Annotated in this window: 18 protein-coding genes; 8 read left to right on the forward strand and 10 right to left on the reverse strand. The window is 45.6% G+C overall.

Features of this window, described 5'->3' with window-relative positions:
- Positions 1 to 278: 278 nt before the first annotated feature.
- The 6 genes from fre to trxA all read right to left on the reverse strand — a co-directional run bounded on the left by fre (position 279) and on the right by trxA (position 6,107).
- Entirely contained in the window at positions 279 to 992 is a 714-nt protein-coding gene (gene fre, locus GZN30_RS12365) for an NAD(P)H-flavin reductase (RefSeq protein ID WP_075647761.1), read from the reverse strand.
- Positions 993 to 1,005: 13 nt separating this feature from the next.
- Positions 1,006 to 1,275 (reverse strand): 2Fe-2S iron-sulfur cluster-binding protein, encoded by a 270-nt coding sequence (locus GZN30_RS12370; RefSeq protein WP_075647760.1) that lies wholly within the window; start codon positions 1,273 to 1,275, stop codon positions 1,006 to 1,008.
- Positions 1,272 to 3,125 (reverse strand): 4-hydroxy-3-polyprenylbenzoate decarboxylase, encoded by a 1,854-nt coding sequence (ubiD, locus tag GZN30_RS12375; RefSeq protein ID WP_075647759.1) that lies wholly within the window; start codon positions 3,123 to 3,125, stop codon positions 1,272 to 1,274. Before ubiD ends, GZN30_RS12370 begins: the two co-directional genes overlap by 4 nt.
- Positions 3,126 to 3,215: 90 nt before the next feature.
- Positions 3,216 to 4,214, reverse strand: a complete 999-nt coding sequence (locus tag GZN30_RS12380) for a hypothetical protein (RefSeq protein WP_075647758.1) — start codon at positions 4,212 to 4,214, stop codon at positions 3,216 to 3,218.
- 103 nt (positions 4,215 to 4,317) lie between these two features.
- Complete coding sequence (gene rho, locus GZN30_RS12385) at positions 4,318 to 5,577, reverse strand: transcription termination factor Rho (RefSeq protein ID WP_075647757.1); 1,260 nt, start codon at positions 5,575 to 5,577, stop codon at positions 4,318 to 4,320.
- A gap of 203 nt (positions 5,578 to 5,780) precedes the next feature.
- Complete coding sequence (gene trxA, locus GZN30_RS12390) at positions 5,781 to 6,107, reverse strand: thioredoxin TrxA (RefSeq protein ID WP_075647756.1); 327 nt, start codon at positions 6,105 to 6,107, stop codon at positions 5,781 to 5,783.
- 111 nt (positions 6,108 to 6,218) lie between these two features.
- On the opposite strand from trxA, the gene rhlB reads away from it, so the two are divergent.
- Positions 6,219 to 7,517, forward strand: a complete 1,299-nt coding sequence (rhlB, locus tag GZN30_RS12395; protein ID WP_075647755.1) for an ATP-dependent RNA helicase RhlB — start codon at positions 6,219 to 6,221, stop codon at positions 7,515 to 7,517.
- Between the two features lie 7 nt (positions 7,518 to 7,524).
- Positions 7,525 to 9,015: a guanosine-5'-triphosphate,3'-diphosphate diphosphatase gene (gene gppA / locus GZN30_RS12400; protein ID WP_075647754.1), complete on the forward strand. Its 1,491-nt coding sequence runs from the start codon at positions 7,525 to 7,527 to the stop codon at positions 9,013 to 9,015.
- A gap of 83 nt (positions 9,016 to 9,098) precedes the next feature.
- Here the strand turns inward: gppA and GZN30_RS12405 are convergent, their stop codons facing one another.
- From GZN30_RS12405 to recQ, 3 genes are all read right to left on the reverse strand, one after another.
- Positions 9,099 to 9,770, reverse strand: a complete 672-nt coding sequence (locus GZN30_RS12405; protein ID WP_075647753.1) for a 7-cyano-7-deazaguanine/7-aminomethyl-7-deazaguanine transporter — start codon at positions 9,768 to 9,770, stop codon at positions 9,099 to 9,101.
- 210 nt (positions 9,771 to 9,980) lie between these two features.
- On the reverse strand, positions 9,981 to 10,301 hold the full coding sequence (locus GZN30_RS12410; RefSeq protein WP_075647752.1) for a DUF3630 family protein: 321 nt from the start codon (positions 10,299 to 10,301) through the stop codon (positions 9,981 to 9,983).
- Positions 10,294 to 12,132, reverse strand: coding sequence for an ATP-dependent DNA helicase RecQ (gene recQ / locus GZN30_RS12415; protein ID WP_075647751.1), 1,839 nt, complete (start codon positions 12,130 to 12,132; stop codon positions 10,294 to 10,296). Before recQ ends, GZN30_RS12410 begins: the two co-directional genes overlap by 8 nt.
- 146 nt (positions 12,133 to 12,278) lie before the next feature.
- On the opposite strand from recQ, the gene rarD reads away from it, so the two are divergent.
- The 3 genes from rarD (at position 12,279) to GZN30_RS12430 (ending at position 14,886) form a co-directional block, all read left to right on the forward strand.
- Complete coding sequence (gene rarD / locus GZN30_RS12420; protein ID WP_075647750.1) at positions 12,279 to 13,214, forward strand: EamA family transporter RarD; 936 nt, start codon at positions 12,279 to 12,281, stop codon at positions 13,212 to 13,214.
- Positions 13,215 to 13,290: 76 nt separating this feature from the next.
- Positions 13,291 to 14,088, forward strand: a complete 798-nt coding sequence (locus GZN30_RS12425) for a helix-turn-helix transcriptional regulator (RefSeq protein ID WP_075647749.1) — start codon at positions 13,291 to 13,293, stop codon at positions 14,086 to 14,088.
- 120 nt (positions 14,089 to 14,208) lie between these two features.
- Positions 14,209 to 14,886: a LysE family translocator gene (locus tag GZN30_RS12430; protein WP_075647748.1), complete on the forward strand. Its 678-nt coding sequence runs from the start codon at positions 14,209 to 14,211 to the stop codon at positions 14,884 to 14,886.
- Between the two features lie 1,160 nt (positions 14,887 to 16,046).
- On the opposite strand, the gene uvrD is transcribed toward GZN30_RS12430, so the two are convergent.
- A complete protein-coding gene (uvrD, locus tag GZN30_RS12435; RefSeq protein ID WP_075647747.1) occupies positions 16,047 to 18,221 on the reverse strand; it encodes a DNA helicase II in 2,175 nt (724 codons plus the stop codon).
- A gap of 256 nt (positions 18,222 to 18,477) precedes the next feature.
- Between uvrD and GZN30_RS12440 the strand changes: the two genes are divergently transcribed.
- The 3 genes from GZN30_RS12440 to GZN30_RS12450 all read left to right on the forward strand — a co-directional run bounded on the left by GZN30_RS12440 (position 18,478) and on the right by GZN30_RS12450 (position 20,431).
- Positions 18,478 to 18,732: a BufA1 family periplasmic bufferin-type metallophore gene (locus GZN30_RS12440; protein WP_075647746.1), complete on the forward strand. Its 255-nt coding sequence runs from the start codon at positions 18,478 to 18,480 to the stop codon at positions 18,730 to 18,732.
- Positions 18,733 to 18,800: 68 nt separating this feature from the next.
- Positions 18,801 to 19,664 (forward strand): MNIO family bufferin maturase, encoded by an 864-nt coding sequence (gene bufB / locus GZN30_RS12445; RefSeq protein WP_075647745.1) that lies wholly within the window; start codon positions 18,801 to 18,803, stop codon positions 19,662 to 19,664.
- A complete protein-coding gene (locus GZN30_RS12450; protein ID WP_075647744.1) occupies positions 19,661 to 20,431 on the forward strand; it encodes an HvfC/BufC N-terminal domain-containing protein in 771 nt (256 codons plus the stop codon). Before bufB ends, GZN30_RS12450 begins: the two co-directional genes overlap by 4 nt.

A 20,431-nucleotide genomic window follows, 5' to 3' on the forward strand; every position in this document is an offset into this window, starting at 1 on the left:
AGATTTTCTCTCAAAGCGGAGGTGCATTCTAACGAGATAATTGAAAGAGTCAAACACTTTTTTCAATTTATTTTCTCAGAAGCTTTTACCTCTCTGACCAACGCTGAAGCCTTGTGGCGTCTGCCCTGTCAGTGGAAGCGCATTATAGGGAGATGGATTTTTATGGCAACCCTTTTTTGCAAAAAAAACGAAAAAAGTGACCGTTCGTTTAAATTACCATCAAAACGACGAAAAAGAGGGCATTTTGCCCTCTTCAAATCAATAATTGCTAGCTATTACTATATGAAAGCGTAGGCATCAGCGAACATTCTGTCACTTTTCGCTTGTTTATTTTGAGTGAACTGTTCGCGCGCCGCTCCCGCCATTTCGAAACGACCAGCAATGTAAATATCGTAGTTTTCTAATGTTGGGAAATCTTGATTCACCGCTTCTAGTACATTGCCAAGCTTACCTTGCCAATCCGCAGCGGCCTCTTCTACTACAGGTACAAAGTGAACGTTACTGTATTTAGCTGCAATTTCTTTCAACTCTGCTTTTGCGTATAACTGGCTAATATCGCGAGCGCCCCAATAAAGGTAAATCGGATTTACTTTGTTTTGTGCAATGCAGTGATCGAGAATCGAGCGAACATAGCTAAACCCTGTACCACCGGCAATAAGTAAAAGCGGGTGATCACTCTCTTCTCTTACCCAAGCATCACCATGAGGTGCATCAATAGTAATTGAAGAGTCCTGCGCCAATGCCGACTTCATTGCTTCAACGACTTCAAGTGCGTAAGCATTCTGTTCTGCCGCACCAATGTGAAGCTCAAGCTCTCCTTCATGACGACAAGGGCTACTCGCAATAGAAAATGGGCGCTTGTCTTTTTCACCCATTACAACCATTAGGTATTGCCCCGCTTTAAAAGGCACTGGGTTTTCAGGGTGAAGCAAAATACGGTAGGTATTAGATGCTAACGACTCAATTGACTTTACTTTACATTGAATACTCATGGGTTCCTCTCGCTTACTCTTCAAAAGTAAGGACTAAATGACTTTCTGTATGAGCTAGACAGGGAAATATCCAGCCTTGTTGTTGTTCTTGTTCGGTAAGCATGGGTTCAAGGTCATAACTCACCTCACCCGAGACTTTTTTACACATGCACATCGCACATGCTCCGACCTGGCAACGATGTGGAAAGCCAATATTATTGTTGAGCGCAGCTTCCAACACCGTTTGCCCTTGTGGGACTTCAAATTCTACCTGACTTGGGAGCAAAGTAACCTTGTGTGTCATTCGATTCCCAATTGATGCCAAATAGCATCTATTTTCGCAACCAATTCAGGATCCTTCTTAATCGGAATCCCCCACTCTCTGAGTTTTTCATCGCCTAGTTTATTGGTTGCATCCCAAGCCATACGACTTACGCCTGATTTTGACTCAGTATATAGAAGACTATCGCGCGCGGGATCCATTCGTGTCGTTACTGCCCAGATTACATCGTTCCAATCACGAATATTGACGTCATCGTCGCATACAATCACAAACTTAGGATCGACAACGTCCTCTAAACCAGACCACACCGCCTCTATGGCTTGGCGACCTTGCCCTATCGCTTGCTTATCAATAGAAAGCAGAACCATCTGTCCAGAGATAGCACCTTCAGGAAGGTAGATATCTAATAGCTGTGGAATGTTCTGTTTCAGTTCAGCAATTTTCTCGATTGGATTGGTTAATGGCGCTTTCGGTTTATTACGTGTCAACGCTAACTCAGCATCCCACTTAATCGTGGCGTCTAAGCCCATTTTCGAACCTAAACCCACCACAGGTGAAGCGAAATCGAGCGAATCGATTGGTGTGTTCTCGATCATCAAGGTATCGCGCACCGGATCCATATGTTCCGTCATCGCTTTTGTCACAGCGCGCCAATCTCGCGCATCAACCGATTCATCACACACAATGACGTACTTGGTGTACATGAACTGACGTAAGAAAGACCATACCCCCATCATCACGCGTTTAGCATGACCCGGGTATTGTTTCTTCATTGTCACGACGGCCATACGATAAGAGCAGCCTTCTGGCGGCAAGTAGAAATCTTCAATCTCTGGGAATTGCTTTTGCAATATCGGCACAAACACTTCGTTTAATGCCACCCCCAATACTGCTGGCTCATCAGGCGGACGACCAGTATAGGTACTGTGGTAGATTGGCTTATTACGCATCGTGATATGCGTAATAGTGAAAACATGGTGTTTTTCTTTTTCGTTATAGTAACCAGTATGGTCACCGTAAGGACCTTCATCGGCAAATTCATTCGGGTCGATATAGCCTTCTAGTACAATCTCTGCACTCGCGGGGACTTCAAGGTCGTTACTGACTGATTTCACTACTTCAGTACGACTGCCGCGCAGTAAGCCTGCAAACGCATACTCCGACAAAGTATCAGGTACTGGCGTAACCGCCCCAAGAATCGTTGCTGGATCAGCACCAAAAGCGACGGAAACTGGGAATGGTTGACCCGGATTGGTCTCCATCCAGTCACGTAAATCGAGCGCTCCACCTCGGTGAGCCAGCCAGCGCATGATGATTTTATTCTTACCCAGCTTTTGTTGACGATAGATACCTAAATTTTGGCGCTTTTTATTAGGACCTTTGGTCACGGTTAAGCCCCAAGTCAGCAAAGGTGCGACATCATCTTGCCAACAACTCATCACCGGTATTTTATCAAGGTCAACATCGTCGCCTTGCCAGACAATTTCCTGACAAGAGGCATTACGCAGACGTTTGGCAGGCATGTGCAGAACTTGCTTAAACAACGGAAGTTTCTCAAGTGCGTCTTTGAAACCTTTTGGCGGTTCAGGCTCTTTTAAGTAAGCGAGTAACTTACCAACCTCACGCAACTCTTTCACTTCACTACGTCCCATGCCCATTGCTACGCGCTCCGCAGTACCAAATAGATTGGTTAACACCGGGTAATCGTAGCCAATTGGGTTTTCGAATAATAATGCCGGACCGCCCGCACGAAGCGTGCGATCGCTGATTTCCGTCATTTCATAATGAGGATCGATAGGGTGAGTAATGCGTTTTAATTTACCTTGTTGCTCTAACAGGTGAATAAAATCGCGTAAGTCCTTAAAACTCATAGCTCTTCTGCTGACTGGTTAAACTCCAGGCAGTATATCAAAAAAGAGGGATCGACGATCCCTCTTTTCATTGTGGGTATTTTATCGGTGCTACTGGCTTAGGACACTCAGCAAATGACGACTCTTAACGCGTTTATCACTACTGGCCAACTCCGCAAGCCAGTTTGAATACCCCTGCTCAGCAAGTTGGCGTGCGACAAAAGGCGCATCATCATTACTGCCCATCCTCGCGATCAAAAACTCTTCAACCGCATTGCTCATTGGTTTGATGCCAACTAACTGCTTAATCGCCAACTCATCTAAACTGGGATTGCTGGCCGCTTGCATGATCTGTTGAATAGAGAACTCATCAGCGACACTACCCAGGCGTATCAACTCATTCTCACTGTAATGATTCGCCTTCATTAACCACACCAATTTATATACTGCAGGATCTTCACTGACTTGAGCAAGACGAACCATCACCTCTGCGGGCGGTAACCATTCTACGACCGCTTTGTCAGTTAACTGAGCCGTTAAAGCTTTCAGTGCTTCGGACGACAAACTATCCAGCTCACGCATCAACAGCTTTTCACGTGTTTGGGTTTGATAGTCGGAGCCCGCCATTAACCATTGGCGCAAGTCGAGCTCTTGTCGCTCTGCTTGCATCACAAAATCTAAGGTTGATTGATCTTGGCGCCAACGCTTGAGTAAACGGCTGGCAATCGCAGGGTAGTTAAACGCTGGCGTGGTAAATTCATAGCCATCGCCACGTTCTAATATTTGATAAGTTGGGATCATGGCTTTTTGCTGTTCAACAAAAATAGCCATCTTCGCCGTTAAGATAACGTCTTGCTGTTCGAGTTTTTGTAGCAAAAGATAACGGGCGACTTCCTGTTGCGGAAAAGCGAGTCGTTCGAGAGAGAAGTTGAGCGTATCGACATCATCTTCCATGACATACTGCAGAAATTCGGCAACCTTTGCCTGCATATGATCGCTTTGACGCCATAACTCAACCCGCTCTGGGGTCATCTGGGTCGCCATAGCTTGAGGCACTCCTAGCGCCAAAAAGAGGGACAGGAGAAGCGACGACAACATTCCTTGTTGCATGTTAACCTCCTTGTAACATTCTCTCTCATTGTGCAGTGACCGCAAAGAGAATGCAAACAAAAACGCCACCGTTAAAAACGGTGGCGTTATCGCATTGATTTACTTACTGACGACGCATTGCATCAAAGAATTCATCGTTAGTCTTAGTCATTGCTAGCTTATCGATTAGGAATTCCATCGCATCAGTTTCGCCCATTGGGTGAACAATCTTACGTAGAATCCACATTTTCTGTAGTTCATCAGTCTTAGTCAGTAGCTCTTCACGACGCGTACCTGAGCGGTTGAAATCAATCGCAGGGAATACACGCTTCTCAGCAATCTTACGGTTTAGGTGCAGTTCCATGTTACCTGTACCTTTAAACTCTTCGTAGATTACTTCGTCCATCTTAGAACCAGTATCAACTAGTGCTGTTGCGATGATTGTTAAGCTACCGCCTTCTTCTACGTTACGAGCCGCACCAAAGAAACGCTTTGGACGGTGTAGAGCGTTCGCGTCCACACCACCTGTTAGTACTTTACCAGATGAAGGTACTACAGTGTTGTATGCACGAGCTAGACGAGTAATAGAGTCAAGTAGGATAACCACATCTTTCTTGTGTTCTACTAGACGTTTTGCTTTCTCGATAACCATTTCTGCCACTTGTACGTGACGAGAAGCTGGCTCATCAAATGTCGATGCAACTACTTCACCTTTAACTAGGCGTTGCATCTCAGTTACTTCTTCTGGACGTTCGTCGATTAGAAGTACCATCAACTCACACTCAGGGTGGTTGTAAGCAATACTTTGCGCGATGTTTTGTAGCAACATTGTTTTACCCGCTTTTGGCGGAGCTACAATCAGACCACGCTGACCTTTACCAATTGGCGATGCAAGGTCTAGAACACGAGCCGTGATATCTTCGGTAGAACCGTTACCACGTTCCATCACCATACGCTCATTTGCATGTAGCGGAGTTAGGTTTTCAAACAGGATCTTATTACGTGCGTTATCTGGCTTGTCGTCATTTACGGTGTTGACTTTTAGTAGAGCAAAGTAGCGTTCGCCATCTTTTGGTGGACGAATTTTACCAGCAATAGAGTCACCAGTACGTAGGTTGAAGCGACGAATTTGGCTTGGAGAAACGTAAATATCGTCAGGACCAGCTAGGTAAGAACTGTCGGCACTACGAAGGAAACCAAAACCGTCTTGAAGAATTTCCAGTACGCCGTCACCAAAAATATCTTCACCGCTTTTCGCGTGAGCTTTCAGGATTGCGAAGATGATGTCTTGCTTTCTTAGACGGGCAAGGTTTTCTAAACCTAAGCTTTCGCCAAGTTTAACAAGATCAGAAACAGGTCTGTTCTTCAGTTCTGTAAGATTCATTGTGGTAGATGCTTGTTTAGTCAAAATAGGATCTGTTGTTTAAGTTAGATGGAATATGGTCTCAGGATCGACCAAGAAGAGAATTCTGTTTAATTAACGTGCGATAAATTAGCACTAAAATATAGCCTAGTCTATCTTTTGTTGCCGTTCAAAAACAAAACCGTACATTGATCAAATGTACGGTCTTTTTTTTACAGCGAGTCTTATAGGTTTGCGTCCAAGAACTCTTTTAACTGAGTTTTAGACAGCGCACCAACTTTAGTTGCTGCCACGCTACCATCTTTGAAAAGAAGTAACGTTGGAATACCACGAATACCAAATTTAGGTGGAGTACCTGCGTTTTGGTCGATATTCAATTTGCCGATAGTGAGTTTGCCTTCGTACTCTTCTGCGATTTCGTCAAGAATCGGAGCGATCATTTTACAAGGACCACACCACTCTGCCCAAAAATCAACAAGAACTGGGCCTGCAGCATTGATTACGTCGTTATCAAAACCGTCATCAGTAAGCTGCAAAATTTTATCACTCATCTTCCACTCCACTGTGTTTTTCGGAACTGGTTGGATGATAACCAGTATTGAGATGCCCTATTGGAATGTATTTACTTTCGTATTGCAAGCTTAAGCTGATATTCTATAGCAATGAAGAAGACGCACATCACAGAGCAAAAGTTCGCCGATTTGGGGTTACACCCTCAAGTTACAAAGGGTTTGGAGCAAAAAGGGTTCGAATTTTGTACCCCTATCCAAGCTCAGGCGCTGCCGGTACTGCTCACCGGCCGTGACATTGCAGGCCAGGCCCAAACGGGTACTGGTAAGACGCTAGCGTTCCTTACTGCTACTTTTAACCACTTACTGACCACGCCAGAAATGGAAGGCCGTAAACCAACTCAGCCGCGCGCTATTATCATGGCACCGACGCGTGAATTGGCGATTCAGATCTTTAATGATGCTGAACCTCTAATTGCTAGCACAGGTATCAAGGCTGCATTGGCTTATGGTGGCGAAAGCTACGACAAACAACTAGCGAAGCTAGAGCAAGGGGTTGATATTCTGATCGGTACCACTGGTCGTATTATCGATTTCCACAAACAACGCGTATTTAATCTTAACCACATTCAAGCTGTGGTTCTGGATGAAGCGGACCGTATGTTTGACCTTGGCTTTATTAAAGACATTCGTTTCTTGTTCCGTCGCATGCCGGAGCCAAAAGATCGTTTGAACATGCTGTTCTCTGCAACACTTTCGTACCGCGTACAAGAGTTAGCGTTTGAACACATGAACGAGCCAGAATCGGTTGTGGTTGAACCTGAACAAAAAACAGGTCACCGCATTCAAGAGGAACTGTTCTACCCTTCTAACGAAGATAAGATGGCGCTACTGCAGACGCTTATCGAAGAAGAGTGGCCAGATCGCGCGATCATTTTTGCTAACACCAAACACGTTTGTGAATCAATTTGGGGTCACCTAGCGGCAGACAAACACCGCGTGGGTCTACTGACTGGTGATGTACCGCAGAAAAAACGTGAGCGCATCCTTGAGCAATTTACTCGTGGCGAAGTTGATCTCCTTGTTGCAACTGACGTTGCCGCTCGTGGTCTGCATATTCCACAAGTAACGCACGTATTTAACTACGACTTACCTGACGATTGTGAAGACTACGTGCACCGTATTGGTCGTACCGGTCGCGCAGGGGCAAGTGGTCACTCAATTAGCTTTGCTTGTGAGCAATACGCGATTAATCTACCTGCAATCGAAGAATATATTGAACACGCGATTCCAGTTTCAGATTATGACTCTTCGGCACTGATTCAGGATTTACCTGCGCCGATCCGTCTACGTACACGTAACCAGCAACAACGCCGCACCAATACCGGTGGCTCACGTTCTGGTAACCGTAAACCAAATCGCTCTCGTCCACGTCAGCAAAAGGATTCTTAAGTCGTTTATGAGCCAAGTTGTTCCCTCTCCGCTTTACGCTGCTATCGACCTTGGGTCGAACAGTTTTCATATGCTCGTTGTGCGTCACATTGATGGCAGCGTTCAAACCATGGCCAAAATCAAGCGCAAGGTGCGCCTTGCTGCGGGGTTAAACGAAAACAATGCGTTGAGCCAAGAAGCCATGCAAAGGGGGTGGGACTGCTTGAGTCTATTTGCTGAACGACTGCAAGATATCCCGAAAGAAAACATTCGCATTGTCGGCACCGCTACTTTGCGCACGGCTACCAATGTGGATGTTTTCTTAGCTAAAGCCAACCAAATCCTCGGTCATGATATTGAGGTAATCTGTGGCGAAGAAGAAGCTGCAACCATTTATAAAGGGGTTGCACATACCTCTGGTGGTAGCGGTCGCCGCTTAGTTGTCGATATCGGCGGAGCCAGTACAGAACTGATCATTGGTGAAGGGTTTGAAGCCAAAGCACTCACCAGTTTAAAGATGGGTTGTGTCACTTGGTTAGAACGCCACTTTAAAGATCGCCAACTCAATGTTTCTAACTTCAACCAAGCCATTAGTGCGGCCAAAGAGACACTGCAACCTATTCTCGAGCAATACACGACGCTCGGTTGGGATGTCTGTGTTGGCGCATCTGGCACAGTACAAGCCCTGCAAGAAATCATGCTGGCGCAAGGCATGGATGAAGTCATCACACACGCTAAGCTAAAACGCCTGCAAAAACAGGCGATGTTAGCTGACCATTTAGAAGAGCTTGAGATTGAAGGGCTTACCCTTGAGCGCGCTTTGGTGTTCCCAAGCGGTCTATCGATCTTAATTGCCATCTTCGAATTACTAGAAATTGATTCGATGACACTGGCCGGCGGCGCATTACGTGAAGGTTTAGTCTATGAAATGGTCGATGAGTTAAAGCAAGATGATATTCGCGCTCGCACCATTACTAGTGTGCAAACTCGTTACCAAATCGATACCCTTTATGGTGAGCAAGTGGCAACGCTGGCTGCGCGTTTACTCCAACAATGCCAGGCAGATTGGCTACCAGAGTCACAAGCGAAAGTATTGCTAGAAACCGCAGCGAAACTGCATGAAATCGGTTTAACCATCGACTTCAAAAAAGGCGGTGAGCACAGCGCCTATTTACTGCGTAATCTGGATTTACCCGGTTATACCCGAGCACAAAAACACTTACTCGCAGAGCTTACACGTCGTTATCGTGAACAACTCAGCTCTCTGCCAGAACAACACGCTATTACTGGCGCCAGTGCCAAACGTGTATTGCGCTTGCTACGCTTAGCAGTATTGCTGACCCACCGTCGCAATCCAGAACTGGAACCGCAAGTGTCACTGCAAAGCGAAGGCGATAAGCTAAAACTCACTATCTCTGCAGCATGGTTGGCGAAAAACCCACTGACTGCTGCCGAATTAGAAATTGAAGCCAACCGACAAAGCGATATCGGCTGGCCACTGGCAATTATCAGCCAATAAACCCAGAACAAATAAAAAGCCCGAGTTTAAACAACTCGGGCTTTCTTAATCCTCACACCAATTTGGCTCACTGCTTCGCTGGCTTAGTTATTTGCACCAACGATTTTAAATTCTGGGTTAGATGCGGTTAGCTTCTTAACTAGGTAGTTCAATAACACGCCGTACATAGGTACAAATAGACCCAAGCTAATCACCAATTTGAAACCGTAATCAACTAAAGCAATTTCTGTCCAGTGCTCCGCCATAAATGGATCTGGGCTTTGGTAGAAAGCGATAGCGAAAAATGCGATGGTGTCGAGAGCATTACCAAACAAGGTTGAACACGTTGGCGCGACCCACCACTGCTTCATTTGACGCAAGCGGTTAAAGACGTGCACATCCATGATCTGACCAAGTAGATAAGCCATAAAGCTTGCGGCTGCAATACGTGCCACAAACAAGTTAAATTCACCTAAGTGAGCAAAACCTTGGAACTGCCCTTCAAAGAACAACACCGACAAGCCATACGATACGGCTAGGGCTGGAAGCATCACCAAGAAAATGATTCTACGTGCCAACTGAGCACCAAAAATACGTACGGTGAGGTCAGTTGCCAAGAAAATAAATGGGAAAGTGAATGCACCCCATGTGGTGTGGAAACCCATGATGGTAAACGGAAGCTGAACTAGATAGTTACTTGATGCAATGATGATCAGGTGAAACAGAACTAGATAGATAAGGGCGTTGCGCTGCTGCGCAGGGGTAAAGTTACTCATGCGATACCTTTTTAGTTTGGTTTGGGGGTGAGGGAACCCAAATCGAATCAACTTAGTCTTTTCCAGCGAAATAAACCAAGTGAACTCTTACCAACAATGTTAAACAAAACCGCTTAGTGCGCATCAATTGGCGTCAATAAGCAAGGCGGGCGATTATACATTAACCAAGTTGCGCTGCAAGATGGTTTTTAATCACCCAGATAATCTTAATTAGATCAGATCAAATTCAGTGCGAAATAAACCCGCCAAATACTCAAGTTCTTCTTGGTTCGATACTCCCGCTAGTGATTCGAGCCAGACACTTTCACTGTAATGCTCCGCTTTAAGGAACAACTGGCAGCCTTCAAAATCAATCAACCAAGAGTGAAGATCTGCATCGCATTGTTTCTCAACAACGGTCGCCGACAAAATTGTCAGCAGGCGTTCACCCAAGGCGGGAAAGGAATCAAAATCAAAGCTTGGCGCACGCACGATGATTCTTCCCTGCTCCGCTTGATACTCCATCAAGCCAAAATCCGTTTGCTTAACCATGGTGAGTAATATGCTCCTGAATAAGATCTAAGAATGGATCAGCATATTTCTCTAACTTACGCTGACCGACACCATTAACGGCTAACATTTCACCGTACGAAGTCGGCAAAATTTCCGCCATATCAATCAAAGTCGCATCACTGAATACCACGTACGGTGGTAAGCCATCTTCATCAGCAATCGACTTACGTAGCTTACGCAATTTAGCAAATAGCTTCTTATCGTAATTCTTACTGGTCAGTTTGTCGGATTTCGCTGCTCTGACTGCCGTATCTAATCGAGGCACGGCTAACTCTAAACTCATCTCGCCACGCAGCAGAGGACGTGCCTCTTCAGTTAGTTGCAATGTCGAATTACGCGTGATGTTTTGAAACAGCATTCCTTTGTGGATCAACTGGCGGAAAATGCTCACCCAATAGTCATGGCTATGATCACGCCCTAAACCATAGGTGGAAATTTTATCGTGCCCATGCTCACGTATACGAATGTTCTGCATGCCTCGCAGCACTTCAACCACGTAGCCAATGCCGAAACTTTGATTAACGCGGTAAACGCAAGAGAGCGCTTTTTGTGCCTCTTGGGTGGCATCAAAATGCTTAGGCGGATCTAAACAAATATCGCAGTTACCACACGGCTTATCACGATATTCGCCAAAATAATTTAATAGCACCTGACGACGACAAGTCTGCGCTTCGGCAAAAGCACTCATGGCATTGAGTTTATGCGCTTCCACTTGCTTTTGTGGTCCGTCGTCTTTTTCGTCAAGCATACGACGCAGCCAACCAATATCTGCCGGGTCATACAGCATCATCGCTTCTGCGGGTAAACCATCACGTCCTGCGCGCCCAGTCTCTTGGTAGTAAGACTCAATGTTACGTGGGATATCAAAATGCACCACAAAACGCACGTTGGGTTTATTAATTCCCATACCAAAGGCAACTGTCGCCACCACAATCTGAATATCGTCGCGCTGAAACGCTTCTTGCACGTATGCTCGCTCATCGGCGTCCATACCCGCGTGGTAGCTGGCTGCACGAATGTGGTTGTTACACAGTTTCTCGGTCAACATCTCAACCTTCTTACGGCTACCACAATAAATGATGCCGCAATTGCCTTTTTGCGTATCGAGATAACGAATGATCTGTGAGACGGGTTTATGCTTTTCGAGCAAGGTATAGCGAATGTTCGGGCGGTCAAAACTGCCCAAATACTCGTGCGGCTGATTCAATTGCAGACGGCTCATAATGTCTTTGCGCGTCGCATCGTCAGCCGTTGCCGTTAATGCCATCACAGGTACATAAGGAAAATGCTGTTTAAGCTGACCAAGTGAGGCATATTCTGGTCGGAAATCGTGTCCCCATTGAGAAATACAGTGCGCTTCGTCGACAGCGATCATACTCAGCGGCAAGCTTTCTAAACGCTCAATAAAATCGCGCATTAACACGCGCTCAGGTGAGACATACACCAACTTGAGATTGCCACTGTGCATGCGGTTATAGACAGAAATCAGCTCTTCTCGCGACATCGTCGAGTTAACACACTCCGCCGCAACACCATTGGCTTTAAGCTGATCAACTTGGTCTTTCATCAATGAAATCAATGGTGAAATAACTAAAGTCAGCCCGCTGCGTACTAACGCTGGAATTTGATAACAAAGCGATTTACCGCCACCGGTCGGCATGATGACTAAGCTGTCACGCCCCTCAATGGCTGATTCAATCACCTGCTCTTGCCCACTACGAAATTTTTGATAGCCGAACACTTGCTCAAGCACATTTTGTGCGGTGATAAGCGACTGTTCGTCAGATTGGGCAAGCAATGTTGAGGTCATTGAATCTCTCTGTTTTCTCATAATGAGGTTGGGGGCACATTGTAGTGGGGAATGATGGTGAATTAAACTGCAAATGTTAGGAGAATTCTTAACCGGATCTTATACTGGCAAATCCGTTCCTATCTTATTCAAACAGTGATCTTTGTATGACAACAGAAGAAGAGCAACAACGATCGCGCCAAGGCGTCTTACTGGCTATCAGTGCCTACACTATGTGGGGAATTGCACCGATATACTTCAAAGCCTTAGGTGCTGTCCCAGCGCTAGAAATCCTAAGCCATCGTGTCATTTGGTCGTTTTTTTTGCTTGCCGCGTTACTCCATTTTGGTCGCCATTGGCGATCGGTTCGAGACATTTTTTGCGACAAACGCAAGCTAATTTATTTAACCACATCCGCGATTCTCATTGGGGTTAACTGGCTTATTTTCATTTGGGCGGTCAACGCGAACCATATGCTAGATGCCAGCTTGGGCTACTACATCAACCCACTGATTAACGTGTTGTTAGGTATGCTGTTTCTTGGCGAACGCTTGCGAAAAATGCAATGGGTTGCGGTTGCCCTAGCCGCTGCCGGCGTATTGATTCAGTTGATTGCTTTTGGCTCTGTACCACTGGTTGCGATTGCCCTTGCCTGTACGTTTGGCTTTTACGGGCTACTGCGCAAGAAAGTGAGCGTCAATGCACAAACGGGATTATTTATTGAGACTTTGGTACTGCTACCTGCTGCGCTGATCTATGTCTTGTGGATTGCCAATTCAGCTACCTCCGACTTTACTCAGAACCCAATGAGCCTCAATCTACTGCTTATCGCAGCGGGCGTGATCACGACCTTACCATTGCTGTGTTTTACGGGTGCTGCAACGCGTTTGAAACTCTCGACACTCGGCTTTTTCCAATACATCGGTCCAAGCTTAATGTTCCTACTTGCTGTCGCAGTATATGGCGAAGCATTCTCTCTGGATAAAGCGTTAACTTTCGTCTTTATCTGGGGCGCTTTGGTGGTGTTTAGTTTTGACGGCTTACGCAATAGCCGCCGTAACAAGAAAGCCGCTCAAGCACAAAACAGCGTCAATAATCGCTAACGTCTGATCGTTTTTTACAAGACAAAGCAAACCTTCAACGATAAGCTTGGTGATAATTTCACCAAGCTTTTTTATTATGGAACACGCCAATTATCGCAATACCATCAGTGAATCGATCAATTTGATTGATGCGCGCTACCAGCATTTTAGCTTTCAGCGCCATTATCATCTCGATTTTCATATTGGTTTGATAACTCAAGGCGAGCAGAAGTTTCATCACCAAGGCTGCACCCATCACGTAGGACAAGGGCAAGTAGTGATCATGCAGCCTGACGAGCTACATGATGGTCATTCAGTATTGGACAGTGGCTACCACACCAAAGTATTTTCTCTTGATCCACACTGGTTCTCAGATCTGGCGAGTGATAAAGAGGACAAACAGATTGTGACCTTTCGCCAATCCGTGCTCAGTGATCCGGCGATATTCAAGCAACTTTACCAACTCCATCAGTTGCTTGCTAACGATAACCTTAGCCAACTCGCCAAAGATTGCCTACCGCTGGAAGGGTTTGAGCAACTTTTCAAACACTACGGCTATGGTCAGCCTCCGCAAGTACAAAAATTAGGTACACAATCCACCGTAATTCTCAAAGAGTTTATTTGGCACCATATCGACCAACCAATTAGGCTCGAACAATTAGCGACGCTGTGCGAACTGACCCCAACTCAGTTTCAACGCCACTTTAAAGCTCAAATGGGTATGACGCCATACGCATGGCTAACTCGCCTGCGTCTCGAATACGCGATGAAACTGCTGCGTGAGGGTCAAAGCGCCACTCAGGTCGCTCACCATGTTGGTTTCTACGACCACGCCCACTTCACTAAAGCATTCAAAACCAATTTTGGTGTCACCCCAAAACAAGTCGCTCCGTAGTATCTCGCAAAAGCAGTGATCATAATTTACAAGCTTTGCTTACTGTAACGCCCGATAATAACCCCATCTCTATTTACCTAATAAACCAGCAACGCACGTTGCTGATATAGAAATGTTGTTATGAACGAAATTACTATTCTTGCTACCTTGGCGTCGGTTCACTGGATCGCCTTAATGAGTCCCGGTCCTGACTTTGCTTTAGTGGTACAAAACACCACTCGCTATGGTCGCCAAACCGGTCTGTACATTGCACTTGGCCTCTCGTTCGGCATTCTGCTGCATTCAATATTTAGCCTGACGGGGGTTAGCTATCTGGTTCAGCAGCATCCTGGATTGTTCGCGATTGTACAACTGCTTGGTGGTAGCTATTTGCTTTACTTAGGTTTTGGTGCCTTACATGGTTTATGGCAAAGCAGGAATGCACCAAAAAGCGAACCCGACAATCTCGCAACCTCTGGACACTACTTATTAGCCAGCAAACGCCAAGCGTTTTCACGCGGCTTTGCCACTAACATTCTCAATCCTAAAGCGTTGGTGTTTTTTGTCAGTCTGATGTCGAGCTTGGTACCCGTTGGTATGTCTTGGGGTGGGAAAGGCATCGCACTGGTGATTTTGTGGGGATTGTCCTTGGTCTGGTTTTCTCTGCTTGCTTGGCTACTTTCCAGCTCTAGACTGCAAAAGAAAATGCAAAATGCAGCCAAATATATCGATGGCGCATGCGGAATTATGTTCTCAGTGATTGGTTTTACTATTTTATTTAGCTCTGTAGCAGATATCACCACATTACTAATCGGATAGTCGATCATCGATCAGCCCGCATCCTTGTGCGAGATCTCTTACAAAAGGATGCGGATATATCGGATAGTCGCGCAGAAAAGAGCAAAACAAAAATCATAAGTCATTGTTATTATTCAGGTTGAGTTAAATTTGAACAGTTATTAAGAAAAATAAGCGATTTTGCTAGATTGTTCTAAAGTGAGAAAGACGTAATATTAACCCTGTCGGAAGGATACTGACATGGAACAGGAAATTACCAAGGATTAGGTAATCTTCAGGAAGAAGATACGGTTATTCAGGATGAATAGTCGGCATGGAAAGCAAATTGGACATTGAACGGACGCAATAGTGACTAGGATGGTTGCTACTAAGGATGGGAAATGGACACCTCTGGACGAGGCAAGGACTGAACATCAGGATGATGTCATGGACACCGCTCAGGGATCAAGTGATGAGAGCTAACGAGGATTGTTAGCAGACCAGGATAAGGTCAAGGACACCGCTAGGACGGCGACGAAAGGATTATGCTGAAGGAATACAGCACACTATCATGGATTTGATGCATGGAGCACTTTTAGTAGCCGGATTGCTGCGAGTAAGACTATAACCCCGATGGGCTTTTGCCCTCGGGGTTTTTCTTTTTCTTCTACCTGCCTATTTCTTGCTGCTGCGTTGTTGGCTGCTTTCTCTCCTCCCATCACATAGCAAACTATGCTCAGGGATGTCGTTCAATTGCCGCCTAGCATCAGCTGCAAATAGATTGGTAGGTACGGTATTGCTCAGGGGATTCGCTTATTTATCGCCTAACTAAAACTTCCTCTACTTTGAAGTGTCACGTTCTAAGACGAGAATAATCGACAAAATTACCTACAAATAAATTAGTAGGCAGCACATCGAATTTTACAGTAGAGCACTACTCAAGCTCCCTACTCGGAATAGCCATCTTTTGCCACAAACCATTGCTCAATATGATCAGGCTAAATCTGTACAGCTAAAAAGTATTTTGCTCATGATAAGCGAATTAGATCAGTTAAAAACGAATAGATTAAATCATTTAATAACAAAGACTTAATTAACACCCCATGCTTGATGTACAGCTTTTTTAGCTTTTGGACACCCATAGGCCAAATACTAAAAAAGCGTGCCGAAGCACGCCTTTTTAATTCAATCATGTCTGCTGATTAGAGTTTTTCTAATCGAGCATAAGCGGTGACTAGCCACTTGATGCCTTCACCATTAAAAGCGACTTGCACACGGCTTTGTGGACCACTGCCTTCAAAATTAATGATGGTACCTTCACCAAATTTCGGGTGTAGCACGCGAGAGCCTAGGCTAAAACCTGTTTCGTTGAAGCTCTCTTTCACCACAGTTTGGCTAAAGCGACCTGAGCTAGCAGGACGGCTCACTTGCGCTTTCATACGCACTTCATCTAAGCAGCTTTCTGGCAACTCTTTAATAAAGCGCGACGGTTTATGGTACTTATCTTGACCATACAAACGGCGCATCTCAGCGTAGGTAATGTAGAGTTTTTCCATCGCACGAGTCATGCCTACGTAGCAAAGACGGCGCTCCTCTTCCAAACGACCAGCCTCTTCTGCAGACATTTGGCTTGGGAACATCCCCTCTTCGACGCCAACCATAAACACCATTGGGAACTCTAGACCTTTTGCACTGTGTAGCGTCATTAGCTGCACCGCATCTTCAAACTCATCCGCCTGACCTTCACCCGCTTCTAATGCAGCATGAGTCAAGAAAGCGGTGAGTTCACTCATCTCGTCCGCTTCTTCAGGTTTTTCGAACTGGCGCGTTGCTGTCACCAACTCTTCCAAGTTCTCAATACGCGCCTTAGACTTTTCACCCTTCTCTTGCTCATACATTGCAAACAAGCCCGAGTATTTGATCACATGGTCAGTTTGTTGATGCATTGGCATTTCACAAGTGTCATCTTCCAGCGCATTGATCAGCTCAATAAAGCGGCTTAGTGCACCAGCAGCACGACCAGTTAGTACTTTCTCATCAATTAGAGCGATACTGGCTTCCCATAAGGTACAACCACGATCACGCGCAGCAAAACGAACCGTCTCTAAGGTTTTATCACCCAAACCGCGCGTTGGTGTATTCACAATACGCTCAAACGCCGCATCATTATCACGGTTATTAATCAGGCGCATATAACCTAATGCGTCACGAATTTCTTGGCGTTCGAAGAATCGCATCCCACCATAAATTCGGTACGGTAGACCGGCTTGCAGCAAGGCTTCTTCCAACACACGTGACTGGGCGTTATTACGGTACAGCATTGCCGTATCGTTCAGAGCTCCACCTTTGTCTTGCCACTCTTTAATTTTACCAACCGCAAAGCGCGCTTCATCTAACTCGTTGTAAGCGGCATAAACAGAAATCGGTTCACCCACATTGCCGTCAGTCCATAGCTCTTTACCCATACGCTCAGTGTTATTGGCGATCAGAGTGTTCGAGGCTTCTAGAATGGTTTTGGTCGAACGGTAGTTTTGCTCCAAACGAATGGTATTTACACTTGGAAACTCAAGGGTAAATTTTTCAATATTCTCAATTTTCGCCCCGCGCCAACCGTAGATAGATTGGTCATCATCACCAACGATCATTACGCGCGTATCTGGACCTGCCATCATGCGTAGCCAAGCGTATTGGATATTGTTGGTATCTTGAAATTCGTCGACCAAAATATGTTTAAAGCGCGCTTGGTAGTGTTCACGAATTGCCGTCTTATCACGTAATAACTCGTGAGTTCGCAGCAAGATCTCGGCAAAATCAACCAAACCTGCACGATCACACGCTTCTTGATAAGCGCTATAAAGCTGCAAATAGGTCTTGGTCACAGGATCGTGATAAGCATCTATGTGCTGCGGGCGCAGACCTTCATCTTTCTTGCCGTTAATCCACCAGCAAACTTGGCGAGGTGGCCACTGCTTTTCATCCAGGTTTTGCGCTTTGATCAAACGCTTGAGCAAGCGCTGCTGATCATCACTATCAATAATTTGGAAATCTTCCGGTAGCTTAGCGTCCAGATAATGAGCACGCAAAATGCGATGACAGATACCATGGAAAGTACCATTCCACATGCCTGATGCACTACCCATCATCAATTCTTCGATACGCCCACGCATTTCTGCTGCGGCTTTGTTGGTAAAGGTTACCGACATAATCGAGAAAGGCGACGCTTGCTCAACAGACATCAGCCAAGCAATTCGGTGAACAAGCACACGAGTTTTACCACTCCCTGCTCCAGCAAGAACAAGCAGGTTTTCAATTGGAGCTGCAACGGCTTCACGCTGTTTATCGTTTAGACCGTCGAGAAGTAAAGAGGGATCCATCATGGCTAAGCTACTGGTTATTTATACATAAAAGTTGATTATAACCTAAACAGCTAGGTGATATATGCAGAAAACCGAGAATTTTTTTCCATTTTTTTATTGCTTTGCCATCAAACAATTAGATAACAATTCCGCATCATTTGGCTAGCAAAAATAAATTTTATGAAAGTTTTCTGGCGGCTTTTCTATCCTATTAAGTGAGCAAACTGTTGAACAGTCTGCCAAATTTAATCAAGGAAATCAGTCTGAGGAATCTACTATGAAAAAGTCTAATCTAGCTGTAACTGCTGCAATCACGGGTCTACTGGCTATGGGTACGCTTACGGCAGCACCAGCGGTCGCTGCTGAAAAAGAGAAATGCTATGGCGTATCTAAAGCAGGTAAAAATGACTGCGCAACCAAAACCAGCTCATGTGCTGGTACCGCTAAAGAAGATGGTCAGAAAGATGCATTTGTGGTGGTTCCGAAAGGTCTATGTGAAAAGCTGGTTGGTGGTAGCACAGAGTCAGCTTAAGTCTTGTATGACGCGCTGAGCTCAACGGCGCGTCATCTCTTTCACGCCATTTTTGCTAGGGATCAACCGTGACGACGACACACTTTCACCCATCAATCGGAGTTGGATTACGCTCACCTCATATCGACTATTTTTTAACTGAGCCTGCGCAACTCTCTTGGCTCGAGATCCACAGTGAAAACTATTTTAAACCAGATTCAATTGCTCGCCAGCAACTGCGCCAAATCCGCAATCATTACCAAATAAGCTGTCATGGTATTGGTTTATCACTGGGTAGCGTTGAACGAGTGAATCCGCTGCATATTAAACAGCTATGTCATTTAGTCGATGACATTGAACCTATCTTAATCTCTGATCATTTAAGTTGGAGTGAAAATGGCGGGCACTATTTTAACGACCTACTGCCTCTTCCCTATACAGAGGAAGCCTTAAGCGTGTTTTGTCGCAATGTGCTGGAAGTGCAAGACGCACTTAAGCGCCCACTGCTAATCGAGAACCCATCGAGCTACGTAAAATTCGCCCACTCCATCATTACTGAATGGGAGTTTCTCGCTGAAGTGCAGCGCAGAACCGATTGCCGCTTGCTGCTCGATTTTAACAATATTTATGTCTCCGCCTTCAATCATGGCTTTAGCTGCGAAACTTACCTCAACGGCATACCAAGCCACGCGGTCGATGAAATTCATTTGGCAGGTTTTACCGTTAAACAACTAGAGAAAGGCGAGATTTGGATTGATACCCACAGCCGCCCTGTCAGTAATGAGGTTTGGCAACTATTTCAAAATTGGATTCACCACAATGGTCCACGACACACACTCATTGAGTGGGATTTAGATATTCCAACGCCAGAGGTATTGCTCGGCGAGGCACGTAAAGCGAGCCAAATCCTAATTGGTTGTGAGACAAAAGCGTCATTCAAGGAGGCGCTATGAAGCTTGCTGAGATGCAACATCAATTTGCTAGCGCCTTACACTACCAAGCGAAAGGCGAAGAGTGCCAAATTATCAGTGACCACTTTAGTGCAGACGAGCGCATGCAGATCTACCGCAATAACTTCGTGATGAGCTTAAGCGAAGTTTTGGAGGCAACGTATCCTATGGTGAAGGCTCTATTGGGAGAAGAGTGCTTCGCGCAAATCGCGCGCCACCATGTGCTTAATTATCCTTTGACCAGTGGCGACGTTACCCATTATGGCGAACATTTTGACCAGTCACTCAACACTTTTCCTACGGTGATCCAAGCCGCTCCTTATATCGGAGACGTGGCTCGTTTTGAATGGGGATTGGATTTAACACAACAAAGGTTTTCGCGCCAACCGCTCGGCAGCCACACTCTCGACCAACTTGCCACATTACCTGTCGATCAGCATGGTCAAATTCGTTTTCAGCTCTATCCAGATGTCGTGTTATTTACTAGCACCTATGCCACTTTTGCTCTCTATCAAGCGATTTTCCACAACCCAGATGAGCTTGCCAAGCTGGATATTCAACGTCCACAACAAGGTGTATGTGCTTGCAATCAAACAGGAGAATCCTGGAATCTTGCGGTTGAAGAAGAGGTCTATCAACTGCTTACCAGCATCGCTAAAGGGTTCACCTTACAAGAAATCGACCCCGTTTATCTCACCGCCCTCAATCAACTGATTGAACTCAATTTGATTGCTGGGTTTTCCTTATCCCAACAATCAAACCCAAGTTAA

It is taken from the genome of Vibrio ponticus (genome assembly GCF_009938225.1).
Taxonomy (GTDB): Bacteria; Pseudomonadota; Gammaproteobacteria; order Enterobacterales; family Vibrionaceae; genus Vibrio; species Vibrio ponticus.

Coding starts and splice junctions, on each gene's coding strand:
- fre (WP_075647761.1), bottom strand. CDS start 992: ATGAGTATTCAATGTAAAGTAAAGTCAATTGAGTCGTTAGCATCTAAT.
- GZN30_RS12370 (WP_075647760.1), bottom strand. CDS start 1,275: ATGACACACAAGGTTACTTTGCTCCCAAGTCAGGTAGAATTTGAAGTC.
- ubiD (WP_075647759.1), bottom strand. CDS start 3,125: ATGAGTTTTAAGGACTTACGCGATTTTATTCACCTGTTAGAGCAACAA.
- GZN30_RS12380 (WP_075647758.1), bottom strand. CDS start 4,214: ATGCAACAAGGAATGTTGTCGTCGCTTCTCCTGTCCCTCTTTTTGGCG.
- rho (WP_075647757.1), bottom strand. CDS start 5,577: ATGAATCTTACAGAACTGAAGAACAGACCTGTTTCTGATCTTGTTAAA.
- trxA (WP_075647756.1), bottom strand. CDS start 6,107: ATGAGTGATAAAATTTTGCAGCTTACTGATGACGGTTTTGATAACGAC.
- rhlB (WP_075647755.1), top strand. CDS start 6,219: ATGAAGAAGACGCACATCACAGAGCAAAAGTTCGCCGATTTGGGGTTA.
- gppA (WP_075647754.1), top strand. CDS start 7,525: ATGAGCCAAGTTGTTCCCTCTCCGCTTTACGCTGCTATCGACCTTGGG.
- GZN30_RS12405 (WP_075647753.1), bottom strand. CDS start 9,770: ATGAGTAACTTTACCCCTGCGCAGCAGCGCAACGCCCTTATCTATCTA.
- GZN30_RS12410 (WP_075647752.1), bottom strand. CDS start 10,301: ATGGTTAAGCAAACGGATTTTGGCTTGATGGAGTATCAAGCGGAGCAG.
- recQ (WP_075647751.1), bottom strand. CDS start 12,132: ATGACCTCAACATTGCTTGCCCAATCTGACGAACAGTCGCTTATCACC.
- rarD (WP_075647750.1), top strand. CDS start 12,279: ATGACAACAGAAGAAGAGCAACAACGATCGCGCCAAGGCGTCTTACTG.
- GZN30_RS12425 (WP_075647749.1), top strand. CDS start 13,291: ATGGAACACGCCAATTATCGCAATACCATCAGTGAATCGATCAATTTG.
- GZN30_RS12430 (WP_075647748.1), top strand. CDS start 14,209: ATGAACGAAATTACTATTCTTGCTACCTTGGCGTCGGTTCACTGGATC.
- uvrD (WP_075647747.1), bottom strand. CDS start 18,221: ATGATGGATCCCTCTTTACTTCTCGACGGTCTAAACGATAAACAGCGT.
- GZN30_RS12440 (WP_075647746.1), top strand. CDS start 18,478: ATGAAAAAGTCTAATCTAGCTGTAACTGCTGCAATCACGGGTCTACTG.
- GZN30_RS12450 (WP_075647744.1), top strand. CDS start 19,661: ATGAAGCTTGCTGAGATGCAACATCAATTTGCTAGCGCCTTACACTAC.